11 protein-coding genes are annotated in these 12,032 nt (G+C 59.4%); 7 read left to right on the top strand and 4 right to left on the bottom strand.

The window, feature by feature from the left end:
• Positions 1-235: 235 nt before the first annotated feature.
• From HDF08_RS08020 to HDF08_RS07990, 7 genes are all read left to right on the top strand, one after another.
• Positions 236-1,105 (top strand): hypothetical protein, encoded by an 870-nt coding sequence (locus HDF08_RS08020; protein ID WP_179637963.1) that lies wholly within the window; start codon positions 236-238, stop codon positions 1,103-1,105.
• 190 nt (positions 1,106-1,295) lie between these two features.
• On the top strand, positions 1,296-1,862 hold the full coding sequence (locus HDF08_RS08015; protein ID WP_179637962.1) for a TetR/AcrR family transcriptional regulator: 567 nt from the start codon (positions 1,296-1,298) through the stop codon (positions 1,860-1,862).
• Positions 1,863-1,916: 54 nt separating this feature from the next.
• Positions 1,917-2,849, top strand: coding sequence for an SDR family NAD(P)-dependent oxidoreductase (locus tag HDF08_RS08010; protein WP_179637961.1), 933 nt, complete (start codon positions 1,917-1,919; stop codon positions 2,847-2,849).
• A gap of 578 nt (positions 2,850-3,427) precedes the next feature.
• Positions 3,428-5,197 (top strand): amidohydrolase, encoded by a 1,770-nt coding sequence (locus HDF08_RS08005; RefSeq protein WP_179637960.1) that lies wholly within the window; start codon positions 3,428-3,430, stop codon positions 5,195-5,197.
• On the top strand, positions 5,198-6,124 hold the full coding sequence (locus HDF08_RS08000) for a DMT family transporter (protein WP_179637959.1): 927 nt from the start codon (positions 5,198-5,200) through the stop codon (positions 6,122-6,124).
• A 161-nt stretch (positions 6,125-6,285) separates the two neighbouring features.
• The gene (locus HDF08_RS07995; RefSeq protein ID WP_179637958.1) at positions 6,286-7,953 is read left to right on the top strand and encodes a trypsin-like peptidase domain-containing protein; all 1,668 of its coding nucleotides are present in this window, start codon (positions 6,286-6,288) and stop codon (positions 7,951-7,953) included.
• 225 nt (positions 7,954-8,178) lie between these two features.
• Complete coding sequence (locus HDF08_RS07990; RefSeq protein WP_179637957.1) at positions 8,179-8,598, top strand: peptidoglycan-binding domain-containing protein; 420 nt, start codon at positions 8,179-8,181, stop codon at positions 8,596-8,598.
• A gap of 69 nt (positions 8,599-8,667) precedes the next feature.
• Here HDF08_RS07990 and HDF08_RS07985 read toward each other — a convergent pair whose 3' ends face one another.
• Genes HDF08_RS07985 through HDF08_RS07970 form a run of 4 tightly spaced genes read right to left on the bottom strand, consistent with a single transcriptional unit; the run spans position 8,668 to position 11,988 of the window.
• The gene (locus HDF08_RS07985; protein ID WP_179637956.1) at positions 8,668-9,675 is read right to left on the bottom strand and encodes a GspE/PulE/PilB domain-containing protein; all 1,008 of its coding nucleotides are present in this window, start codon (positions 9,673-9,675) and stop codon (positions 8,668-8,670) included.
• On the bottom strand, positions 9,663-9,971 hold the full coding sequence (locus HDF08_RS07980) for a FliM/FliN family flagellar motor switch protein (RefSeq protein ID WP_179637955.1): 309 nt from the start codon (positions 9,969-9,971) through the stop codon (positions 9,663-9,665). Before HDF08_RS07980 ends, HDF08_RS07985 begins: the two co-directional genes overlap by 13 nt.
• Before the next feature lie 14 nt (positions 9,972-9,985).
• Complete coding sequence (locus HDF08_RS07975; protein WP_179637954.1) at positions 9,986-10,999, bottom strand: flagellar motor switch protein FliM; 1,014 nt, start codon at positions 10,997-10,999, stop codon at positions 9,986-9,988.
• A 59-nt stretch (positions 11,000-11,058) separates the two neighbouring features.
• A complete protein-coding gene (locus HDF08_RS07970; protein WP_179637953.1) occupies positions 11,059-11,988 on the bottom strand; it encodes a sigma-70 family RNA polymerase sigma factor in 930 nt (309 codons plus the stop codon).
• Between the last annotated feature and the right edge of the window lie 44 nt (positions 11,989-12,032).

Raw genomic sequence — 12,032 nt, 5'->3', positions numbered from 1 at the left:
AGCCGAGAGCTAAGGTACCCCAACGAAGGGTCCTGACCAGAAGCGGCAAACTTTGGAGGTGCCTAAATTTCGATCCACAGAAAATTAAGTGGCAAGCCGCCACAATTAAGCTAAAATCCTGCCCAAGAATCTGCCTAACATTCTGGCACGTCTCGAGATCAACCCCCGCGATCCGGCGAACCCAAGGTGTAAAGCACACGGCACTCCAGCTCTCCGTGTGTTGTGGAGGTCCCCCATGAAGCGCATCTTTGCCACGTTGCTCCTTCTTCTGCCCGTCTCCCTCACCGCAGGCGCAGAGCAGCTCATTCCAGCCGGCTCCGTCATGCAGTGCATGGTCTCAGACAAAATCTCATCCAAGACCTTTCACCTCGGCGACCCCGTCCTCTGCCAGCTCAGCCGCGTCGAGCTCTACGGTCGCTCCGTTCTCCCCTACGGTAGCTACCTCGTCGGCCGCTTTGAAGACTACAAAGATCCCGGCCACTTTGTCGGCAAAGGCTGGATGGAGCTCAAATTCGATCGCATCGTCGTAGGCAACGACACCGTTATCCCCATCTCAACCCGCGTCATCGCAGACTCCGGCAAAAATCGCGTTGACTCCAACGGCCGCATCCTCGGCACCGGACACGCCACCCGCGACACCATCGAGTGGCTCATCCCCGTCCTCTGGCCCATCGATCTCATCAACCTGCCCCGCCGCGGACCCTACCCCGTCCTCAAGCCCGAGACCCGCCTCACCATCAAACTCCTCGACGACATAGGCATCCCCACCAAGTCAGAGGTCCAGCATCAGCCCGAGATGATCTCCCGCTTCAACTACGCCGATCCCACCCCAGCTCCAGTGGAGCGGCAGGCCGCCCCCATCCAACAGGCCTATCCCCAGCCGGCTTATCCGCAACCCGTCCAGCAGTCCTACGCGCCCCAGCCCTACTATCCCCAGCAACAGAACCCCTCGGTCGTCGTAGTCCAGGCCCAGGCACCCGCCCCAACCATCATCCAGCAGGCCCCAGCCGTCGTACACCCGCACGTGGTCTACGGCTATCCACCTCCGCCACCCCCCTACGGCTACGCCTACCCACCGCCCTACGGCTACTACCGCCCCTACTAAACACCCGACAGCACCAGTCCCCGGCAGTCCATATCATGGCGCCTCTCGCACTTATAGCGGGAAGCGCCATGATGGCATAGTTCCTGAATGCTGTATCGCTCGTCGCTCGCATAGGGCGTTTTGTACAAGCGTATTGACTGACTAGACACTCTCTTATATGCTAAATATGCAGCCCAAGGGAACAAAAGCGATGGCCAGACCAAGAAGTGAAGACAAGCGCAGCGCCATCCTGACAGCGGCAACTCGCGTCATCGTCACCCAGGGGCTCAGCGCACCGACCGCAGTCATCGCTAGAGATGCTGGCGTAGCCAACGGTTCCCTCTTCACCTACTTCGAGACCAAAGCTGATCTATTCAATCAACTCTATCTCGAACTGAAAGCCGGGATGGCCTCTGCCTCCCTCGAAGGACTTCGGCCCGGGGCTGAGCTTCGGACCCAGGTATCTCACGTCTGGACAAACTGGATGGCCTGGGCAGTCTCCAATCCCGAGAAGCGACGCGCGCTCACCCAACTCGGCGTCTCCGACGAGATCACGCCCGCGACACGTGCCGCCGGGCATAAGACCATGACAGCCATCGGCGACCTGTTGGAACGCAGTCGCGCCAATGGTCCCCTGCGCGGAGCTCCGATGGGCTTTGTCGTCGCGATCATGAACTCGCTGGCCGAGGCAACGATGGACTTCATGGTCCAAGACCCAGCCAACGCGGACAAGCACTGCAAAGCCGGTTTTGACGCCCTGTGGCGCGTCTTGACCTAGCCAGTTTCTTAGCCAAATAATGACTGACTAGACACACAACTAAATGGAGGAAAGATGTCGAACAATCCCACCAATCGCAAGGCGTACCTCATCACCGGCCCGACCTCCGGCATAGGCCGCTGCACGGCATTTGAGCTGGCCACGCACGGCACGGTCGTCCTGGTCGGACGCGACCGCGTAAAGCTCAATGAATTGCAGAAGGCTATCGAGCGAAAAGGCGGCCATGCGGTATCGGTCGTCTGCGACCTGTCGGATCTTGCGAGCGTGCGACGCGCCGCTGCGGAGATCGTCGTGCTCCATCTCCCAATTGTTGGGCTGCTCAACAACGCCGGCATTATGCAGAGGCGCGCTACAAAGAATGCAATGGGCTGGGACATGTCCTTCGCAACCAACCACCTCGGCCCATTCGTACTGACCGAAGCGCTCATACCGCATCTCCCCGATGGTGCGACCGTCATCTTCGTCGCCTCCGCTGTAGAAGATCCCGAGCGCAAGCCGGCGAAGATGGCGGGCTTCCGCGGCAGCCGCTATCTCTCCGCCGAGGCAAGCACGCGCGGCGAGTGGAACCCCGGCGGCTCCAGGATGCCGGGCGCAGACGCCTACGCCACCTCGAAGCAGTGCAACCTCGCCACGGCGATGGCCTTCGCCCGTGAAACTCCACGGCTGCACTTCAACTCAGTCGAGCCAGGCCTGAATCCAACCACCGGTCTGGGAGGGCACGACGCCGGGGCCCTTGTGCGCTCTCTGCAGACATTCATTATTCCGCTGCTAGTGCCGCTGCTCATGCCCTTCATCAAGATCTTGAGCACCCCAAAGCGAGCCGCGAGCGTGATCACCAAAATCCTGATCAATGAATCCGGTGAGACCGGCATCTACTACGACGAGCGTGGACGCCCAATGCTCGGCTCCATGCTCGTTCGCGACCCCAACTTTCAAGACCGTGTCGTCGCAGAAACGCGCGCCTTACTGTCGACGTTTCCAAAATGAAGGGAGGCCAGCGCCCCGCCCGAGGGCGATCTGGCCTGAGTATCCTCTGATTAAGTCGTTTTGAAAGGGCGGGACTTTAGTCCCGCCGCAGTTGATCCGCTGGAACGCGACTTTAGTCGCTGAGGGAATGCTGGTACTTAATCAGAGTCTCCCTAAAACAAGTTGTTCACAGCCTCTGCCGCGTCTGTTCCAAAACCTGTCAAGCCCCTAATCACACAAAACCCGCTCCAGCCGCGAACTTTAGCGTGGCGTATCAGTTATGCTCCGCCCGGTATAATAGAACTAAGCCAATAAATCAGATATCAACACAGCCCCCATGCGTGGTCAGCAGTCACGCAGGATAAAACCTACACCTTCAGACGAAGTAATACCCGCAACACCCACAAAACAAGTATTTTGTGCGCAACTCATTTACCTTCTATATTTTAGCGCCATCAACCACCTGTAAGCCACTGATTCAAATACACTTCCCTGAAAAATACCTCAAGGAGGGGAGGGGGAGGGTGCAGTCAACAAAAGTCCCGCTCTAAACCACACTTCTCCACAAACACCACCACACTCCGCGATACACTCCACTCGTGAAACCCTTCACTCTCACCGCCACTCTCCTCCTAACCACCCTCGCCCAGGCGCAGAAGACTCCGCCTGACACCATTTACCTCCATGGCAACATCCTCACCGGCACCCACCTCCGCCCCAACGACCCCTCCCCCACCCCCGCAAAAGTCCAGGCCCTGGCCATCGCCAAAGGAAAGGTCCTCGCCGCCGGCACCAATGCCGAGATCCTCAAACTGAAGGCCCCGAAGACCCGCATCATCGACCTGCACAACGCCTTCGCAATGCCCGGCTTCAACGATGCCCACACCCACATGGCCTCCGCCGGCCGCCAGCAACTCTCCATCAACCTCGATGGAGTCAGATCCCTTGCCGAGATGCAGCAACGCATCCGCACCTACGCCGCCAAAGCCCAGCCCGGCTCCTGGCTCCAGGGCGGCGGCTGGGACCACACCCTCTGGCCCGGAGCCAAACTCCCCACCCGCGAGGACATCGATCCCATCACCGCCGGCCACCCCTGCATCCTCGAGCGCGTCGACGGCCACATCGCCCTCGCCAACTCCGCCGCCCTCGCCGCCGCCGGCATCACCGACGAGACCCCCAACCCCCAGGGAGCCAAAATCGACCACGACTCCTCCGGCAACCCCACCGGCATCCTCCGCGAATCCGCCGCGACTAACCTCGTCTTCAACAAAATCCCCTCGCCCAGCCCCGAAGACCGCGCCAAAGCCCTCAACCTCGCCATCAACGACGCCCTCGCCCACGGCGTCACCAGCGTCCAGGACTACTCCGACTGGGAGGACTTCCTCGCCCTCGAAGAGCTCGAGGACGCGAACAAGCTCCACCTCCGCTTCGCCGAGTGGCTCCCCTTCGACAAGCCCCTTGAGGTCCTCAAGGAACGCCGTGCCAGCCACCCCAGAGACGACCCGCTTCTCCACCTCACCATGCTCAAGGCCTTTATGGACGGTTCCCTCGGCTCCCGCACCGCAGCCCTCGATGAGCCCTACTCCGACGACCCCAACAACTCCGGCCTTCCCCGCTACGACCAGAACAAGCTCACCCAACTAGCCTCCGAGCGCGCCGCCGCAGGCTTCCAGCTGGGCTTCCACGCCATCGGCGACCGTGCCAACGCGATGGCCCTCAATGCCTTCGGCGCCGCCGACCAGGTCGCCACCCTCCCCCCGCCACCCCCTAACACCACCGACCCCCACATCGTCACCGCCCCACCCCCACCCGACCCCACCCCCGCCGCCCTCCGCTTCCGCGTAGAACACGCCCAGGTCCTGCTTCCCGAAGACTTCGATCGCTTCGCGAGCGAGGGTGTCATCGCCTCCATGCAACCCTCCCACCTCCTCACCGACATGAAGTGGGCCACAGACCGTCTCGGCCCCGAGCGCGCAAAGTACGCCTACGCCTGGAAGAGCTTCCTCGACCACAACGTCACCCTCGCCTTCGGAACCGACTACCCGGTGGAGTCCATCAACCCCTTCCGCGGACTCTACGCTGCGATCACCCGCCAGAACGAAGCCGGCACCCAGACGTTTCAGCCGCAAGAAAAAATCTCTCCTAACGAAGCCATCTACGCATACACTCAGGCCTCCGCCTTCGCCGAGTTTCGCGAACATCAGAAGGGCCGTCTCGAACCCGGATACCTCGCCGACCTCATCGTTCTCGACCGTGACATTACCACCGCAACCCCGCAGCAACTCCTCCACACCAAGATCCTTCGCACGATCGTGAACGGCGAAACGGTCTACTCGTCACCGAAGCCCAACGCCGGAGCGAGCAACTAGTTGCCACGCCAACTAAGCCCCACCACCCTGGCCCACCTCTTACTTCTCGCGGTCGTCATCATCTGGGCGGGCACCTTCGTTTTAGTAAAAGATGCGCTCCAGGACATCTCACCCCTGCTATTCAATCTGTTCAGAATGGCTCTTGCCTTCATCGCCCTAGCCATCGTGAACCATCGTCAACTCCACGACATTAACCGCGAAACCATAGTGTCCAGCGTCATCGTCGGACTCTTCCTCGCCGCTGGATACCAGTTCCAAACCACCGGCCTAGCCCGCACCACCGCGGCGAAGTCCGCCCTGATCACCGGTCTGGTCGTAGTCTTCGTCCCCCTCTTCACCCTCATTCCTGCGATTCGCCCGCAAGGAACACCACCTCCCCGCTGGACCTCCGCCATCGGAGCCATCCTCGCCTTCGCCGGGCTTCTCCTACTCACTACGCCCGCCGGAACATCCTGGCGGAATCTCTCCAGCAGCATCGGTGCGGGAGATCTACTCACACTGGGTTGCTCCATAGCCTTCGCCGCCCATCTCCTGTCGTTGGCTCATACCTCCCGCAAGGTCCCAACCGCCCAGCTCGCCACTCTCCAGATCGGAGCAGCTGCATTCCTGATGGCCATTACCCTACCCTTAGGCGGAAGGCCTCATCTCACCCTCACGCTTCGGTTAGTCACAGCGCTCGCCATTACCAGCCTCCTTGCGACAGCCGCAGCCTTCACCATCCAAAGCTGGGCGCAGCAGCACCTACCCCCCACCCACACCGCGATCCTCCTCACTCTCGAGCCCATCTTCGCCTGCCTTACCTCATTCTTCGTCCTGCACGAACATCTAGGCCGCCGTTCTCTCCTGGGAGCTGCTCTCATTCTCTCTGGGATCGCCTTCATCGAGCTCTTTCCCTCGGAAGCTCCAATCCCTACCTACCCGGCCTGAGCTTTACGCAGACTTTCGTCTTCTTTTTGCGTCTAATGAGATTGTGAGGCTGACCTCACCTCAGGCCAAAGCACAAGACACCGCAGCGACTATACTTAACTTTACGCCGCGCACACGATCCGGCACACAGCAACACATAATACTGAGGTCAAGACCTACTAATGGATACACCGAAGAACACATCCTCCACCTTGCTCGAACGCGTCCGAACCCATCGCCTCGCCACGACGTTCACCCTTCTCGCCACATTGTCGGTCGGCATACTCGCAGGTTCAATTCTCACGCGCAATGTCAGCGGCAAAGAGCAGTCTGAGGTCAACTCCAGCGACGCCAAACCGCTCGTCATTCCCTCTCCGGTCGCGCTCTCCAATGGCTTCTCCCAGATCGTCAAACAGGTCGGACCCGCCGTCGTCAATATCAATACTGAAGAGCTACCCAAGCCATCAACCAGCAGACGTGGCAGACGCGGCACGCAGAAAACACCCCAGCCGAGCGACCCCAACGGGGACGATGACAGCCAGCAGTCCCCAGGCGATATGCAGGACTTCTTCAACCGCTTCTTCGGAGGCGGCCAGGGTGGCGACGATGGCGACGGTGGTGCTGCGGGCGAACGCCGCGCGCTCGGCTCCGGCTTCATCGTCGATCCTCGCGGCTACATCATCACCAACAACCACGTCGTCGATAAAGCCGACAAGATCTACGTAAAGCTCTCCACCGACCCGGACGGCGGTCCCGGTGACGAAGGCCGTCATGCCACCGTGATCGGCGTCGACAAAGACACCGACATCGCTGTTATCAAGATCGACACCAAAGAGCCGCTCCCCACCGTCAAGCTCGGCAACTCCGACGGCGCACAGGTCGGCGACTGGGTCCTCGCCATCGGCAGCCCCTTCGCCCTCTCAAAGACCGTGACCGCCGGCATCATCTCCGCCAAGAACCGCAGCATCGACGAGCCTAGCCCCAACGGCGTCTCTCAAACCCAGTTCCAGCGCTTCATCCAGACTGACGCCGCCATCAATCCCGGCAACTCCGGCGGCCCGCTCGTCGACATGGCAGGCCAGGTCGTCGGCATGAACACCGCCATCTACACCCAGTCCATGGGCTCGCAAGGTGTCGGATTCGCCATGCCCGCCAACATCATCGCCACCGTCTACAACATGCTCATCGGACCCGAACATAAGGTGGTTCGTGGCTCCATCGGCATTCAGTTCCAGGTCGCACAGTCTTCTGCTGTCAACCGGGTGTATGGCTTCTCGAGCGGCGTTATCGTTGGCGTCGTCACACCCAATGGCGGCGCAGCAAAGGCCGGCATTCAAGCAGGCGACGTCATCGTCTCGATCGATGGCCGGAACATCAAAGATGGCGATGATCTGGTCAATGACATCTCAGCCCGCCATGTCGGCTCAACTGTAAAGCTAGGCTACCTCCGCGACGGCAAGCAGAACACCGCGAATGTAGTCATCGGTGATCGTGCCAAGACTTATGCCGACATCACCGGCCAGCCCGACGACACCTCTACCCCGCAGGAGGCTGATGCAGGAGAGGGCAAGCTTGGCATTACCGTCTCGGTGATCCCGGCCTCCTTAGCAGCCAAGGTGGGAATCAAGGGTGGCGTCATCGTCACCAACGTCCGCCCCGGCTCCTTCGCTGATGAGATTGGTCTCGGCAAAGGAACGATCATTACCGCAATCAATCGCAAACCCGTGACAGATGAGGCCAGCTATCGTGCCATCGTCTCCACCCTCAAATCTAAAGACGACGTAGTGTTTGTCATTCAGTCTGCCACCCAGAAAAACCTCAACTCCTACGTAGGCGGCACGCTGCCGTAGCTGTTCCTCTCATCGAAACTGCAGAAGAAGGAGTGTCCTGATAGATCTCAGCCTCACTCCTGCTTCATCGCCCGATGAACTACACAAATAGCCCACAAAAAAGATGTATTCCCATTAGTCAACCTTTTTGTTGCGCAGCGCGTTACTATCGGGATACTCTACTGTCAACATCGACGGCCGTATCGGGTATCCACTACCGATCTACTCCAAGGTGGTGTTCTAACTATGCAGTTTGGCAAACAACTTCTCACCTCGACGTTACTTCTGGCAACGGCACTCCCATGCCTGGCGTTGACTCACCCGCGTCGTGGCCCCACATCGCACAAGGTGTCGAGCAAACATTCTAAATCCGCAAAGCCAGTGGGTCAGCGAACCATCGACGATGCGCGAGCCACCCAGATCCAGACTTCCCTGATCAAGTCCGGCTATCTCTCCGGCGAGGCATCAGGCCATTGGGACTCCCAGACGCAATCAGCAATGCAGAAATTTCAGGAAGATAACGGCTGGCAGACAAAGTTGATCCCCGACTCCCGAGCCATCATCAAGCTCGGTCTCGGACCCGAACAGAGTTCCAAGGTGACGAACGGAACCTCTGCAATGACTGTCTCCGGTGTATCTCCAACCTCAGGTTTCATGAAGCGATAAACATTCGCTCACACAAAAAGAGGGCCAATCGGCTCTCTTTCCTTTCGACGAGACTCGCATACGTTGTTGCTACTGAATCCGGATGGTAAAGACGTGGTCTTTCACGTCCTCATGTGACACCGGCAGATTACCCGCTCTTCCCACTGTGCCGCTTTCCAGCCACATCCTCAACCAATAGTCCTGATGAAGTCGTACTAGGCGAGCCGCCACTGGTTGCTTTTGTTCTAACACCGCGGTAATCCGCGCCGCCATCGAATTCTTATCCGCAGCAGTCTCCAGTTTTGCCTCCACTCCTTCGCACGCAAGAAGCCTGCTTCGAGCAGCCTCGAACTGGGCCCCCTCCACCACTCCGCTCTCAACCTTCAATCCAGTCATCTGCTCCATCGCCAGTGCGGACGACGCATCCAGATGATCCGCGAAGCCGATGTACAAAATTCGTGAGCCCGCAACTCTCAACGGCAGCAAACCGAACTTTTCAACGAATACCCTGGGCATCACCAAAGCCATCGCCTCTGGAGAAAATCCCTCGGTCGTCAGCACCGGACACCCCCACTGCATGCTCAATCCACGAGTAATCTGCTCAGCCTCCACGCCGCACTCGCTCAGGAGCCATTCGCCGATCTTCCCTGTCCCGTTCTCTCTTTGTGCCGCCAACGCCCTCTGAAGCTGGGGGTGAGTAATCCACCCCTGCGCCAGCATCAGCAGGCCAAGTGGAACTCGATGCCGATGCGGAGACAAATCTGCCGACGCCCCTCCATCTCGCAGCTCGCGACGCACTGCCGCCTGCACAATCGCGAGCACGCACCGTCCGCTGCATCCCCACTGTCCTTCGAAGATCGGTCGGCGTCGATTGCGCCAGGGCATCGTCCAACCACTCTCACACTCGGAGTTTTCGCATATCCTCCGCTGCGGCGTCTTCCCAGCAGAAGCCGGAAGACCATACCCTTCAAATCCCACAAGCTCCTTCGACGGCCTGTACTCATCCTCCTGCCAGGCCACCCCGTTCCCTACTCTCAAGGCACTCGGCATCAGCGCGCTCACCTTCATCGCTCCCGTCTTCTTCGTTAGAAAAGGCATCGAATGCTCTCCAGTCTCAACTGCGGCGTAGCCACTTCCGTGATGCGCAGCGCGAAGTTGCCGCTGACGACAACCACCTCGCCCCGAGCCACGATTCTGTCTCCCACTACAAGGTCCACCGGTTCGGACACATGACGGTCCAGCTCCACCACGTCTCCCGGTCCAAGCTCCAGTACCTCTCGCAGCGACATATCACGCGAACCGAACTGCAAGGTCGCATCCAGCTCAATGTCACACAACAGTCCCATCCCAGCATCAATTCCTGTAATCCCATCCGAACCCGTCACCTTCTCCATGTCTCGTCCCTCTCTTAGTTCACACTCATCGTTTCGGCTGCGCTCTGAGTCTCCAAAACGCCGCTTAGGTCTTCACTCTCGATCGCGCCCTCTAGCTGAGCCCCACGGTGTTCACCGGTCCTCACCGGGTGCGCTCTTCCCAGCTGCAAGCCGCCAACCCGCAACTCGGAGATAGCGTGTTTCGCCAACGGCAGACGCAGGACCATCCCCGGTTCCAGAGCCGCTAGCTCACTCGCTCGAAGTCTCATCGAAGGAAACTGCAAGGCAGCGCCGAACTTTACCTCGCCCATCAATTGCCGCACCCTTGCCTGCGCCTCCTTCGATCGCCTCTTGGGACGATCCCCTTCAGAGATCAAACGCCGCAGAATCGCATTCAGCACAACCGCCGGCAGACAGAGATTCATCGCGCCCTGAGCCTCAGGCATACGCGCCTCGAAGCTCACGCACAGCGTCTTTTCTCCAGAAGTCAACATCCGGGCCACCGCCGCCTCTGACTCGCGCTTCTCAAAGACGAACTCCAGCCCGACCGACTGCCAAGCCAGGTTCAGCTCCTGCACCGTCATCTGCACAACCGACGTCAGAATCGCATCTTCAATACCGGTCAACTCTCGCGCTGGCCACGCTCGCCCCACCCCGCCCAGCAGAACATCCACGATTGGTGATGCCAACGCCAGCTCCAGCTCCAGCAACCCAACAGCTCCCAGTGGCTCCAGCCGAATCGAACAGATGTAATTCGGAGAGGAGAGCCGTTCCAGAAATTCGCTGAATGGGAGCTGCTCCCCTGCGACCAGCTTCATCTTGAATGGAGTCCTCAACCACGCCCCCAAGGTGTGCATCAAATTCCTCGCAAACAAGTCGTTCACCGAACTGATCGCCCGCATCTGATCGTTGCTGATCTGCCCCGCGCTGCTGAAGTCATACCGCTCCAGCACTACCTCCCCCTCGGCTCCTTCAGGTTTCGCCGAAGCATTCGCCCCAGCCGCCGCAAACAGCGCATCAATATCTCCCTGCCCAAGCTGCTTTCCCATGCATCCCTTTCTTCGGTTAGAGATCTCTCATAATGATCGGATCAGAGCATCAACGTGCTTCAGCAATTGCGCTTCGAAGCCTTAGCCTTCACAACCCCGACAGAGTCGCCTGGCCGCAGACTCGCAAGAGACGCCCTCAGCCTCAGCACCGCCGAAGAGTGGATCTGAGAGACCCTCGACTCCACCACGCCCAGCGTCAGCCCAATCTCTTTCATCGTCAGCTCTTCGTAGTAGTAAAGCGTTAACACCATGCGCTCTTTCTCCGGAAGCTCATCGATCGCATCCGCAAGCCTCTGCTTCATCTCCCCCTTCAAGCAGCGAAACAGCGGGTCGTCCTCCGGCGCACCAGGAACATACGCAAGCTCCTCATCACCAGAGTCCTCCGACCGCTCCATGTGCAGGCTTCCAATCTCGAGCCCCTTCAGATCGCCTAGCAATGCCTGGTACTCTGCCAGCGTCAACACCATCTCCCGCGCAATCTCCTGCTCTGATGGCGCTCGCCCAACCCGCTGCGTCACTGCGCGAATCGCTTCTTCGACCGCCCTGCCCTTCCGCCGCAGATCCCTCGGGCTCCAATCCAGCGTCCGCAACGAATCAAGAATCGCACCGCGAATTCTGAACTGCGCATAGCTCTTGAACTGCACCTTCTTCTTGTGGTCAAACTTCGTGAAGGCATCGATCAAACCTACGACACCGGCCGAGACGAGGTCGTCCAACTCCACATGCTGAGGCAGACGTTCATGGATGCGTCGCGCCAGGTAACGCACCGTCGGCAGATGCTCCATCAAAAGCAAGTCCCGCTCCGTGGCACTGCCATCCACTTGTGCTACCAGCGCCTCCCCGGTAAACGGAGCGAATATCCCCGCCTCCGCAATACCCATCACCTCGTCAAACCGTGCAGCCTCCAAAGACGTCCACTGCTCGCCCGTCAGCTTCCCCTTCGACAACTTCTGCCCTACCTGCACCGGAATCGAACTGTCTGTGTTCATACTTCCTCCATTCCTCATCTGCCGCTACTCCCTTACCGTCGTCC

The organism is Tunturiibacter empetritectus (genome assembly GCF_013410875.1).
GTDB lineage: Bacteria > Acidobacteriota > Terriglobia > Terriglobales > Acidobacteriaceae > Edaphobacter > Edaphobacter empetritectus.
Note: the sequence above shows the minus strand (reverse complement) of the source record. Positions and strands in the feature narration are given on the sequence as shown.

What these genes read in the sequence shown, in the direction of transcription:
- HDF08_RS07970 (WP_179637953.1), bottom strand. Translation starts at nt 11,988, where the DNA reads ATGAACACAGACAGTTCGATTCCGGTGCAGGTAGGGCAGAAGTTGTCG.
- HDF08_RS07995 (WP_179637958.1), top strand. Translation starts at nt 6,286, where the DNA reads ATGGATACACCGAAGAACACATCCTCCACCTTGCTCGAACGCGTCCGA.
- HDF08_RS07980 (WP_179637955.1), bottom strand. Translation starts at nt 9,971, where the DNA reads ATGGAGAAGGTGACGGGTTCGGATGGGATTACAGGAATTGATGCTGGG.
- HDF08_RS07975 (WP_179637954.1), bottom strand. Translation starts at nt 10,999, where the DNA reads ATGGGAAAGCAGCTTGGGCAGGGAGATATTGATGCGCTGTTTGCGGCG.
- HDF08_RS08020 (WP_179637963.1), top strand. Translation starts at nt 236, where the DNA reads ATGAAGCGCATCTTTGCCACGTTGCTCCTTCTTCTGCCCGTCTCCCTC.
- HDF08_RS08015 (WP_179637962.1), top strand. Translation starts at nt 1,296, where the DNA reads ATGGCCAGACCAAGAAGTGAAGACAAGCGCAGCGCCATCCTGACAGCG.
- HDF08_RS08010 (WP_179637961.1), top strand. Translation starts at nt 1,917, where the DNA reads ATGTCGAACAATCCCACCAATCGCAAGGCGTACCTCATCACCGGCCCG.
- HDF08_RS07985 (WP_179637956.1), bottom strand. Translation starts at nt 9,675, where the DNA reads ATGCCTTTTCTAACGAAGAAGACGGGAGCGATGAAGGTGAGCGCGCTG.
- HDF08_RS07990 (WP_179637957.1), top strand. Translation starts at nt 8,179, where the DNA reads ATGCAGTTTGGCAAACAACTTCTCACCTCGACGTTACTTCTGGCAACG.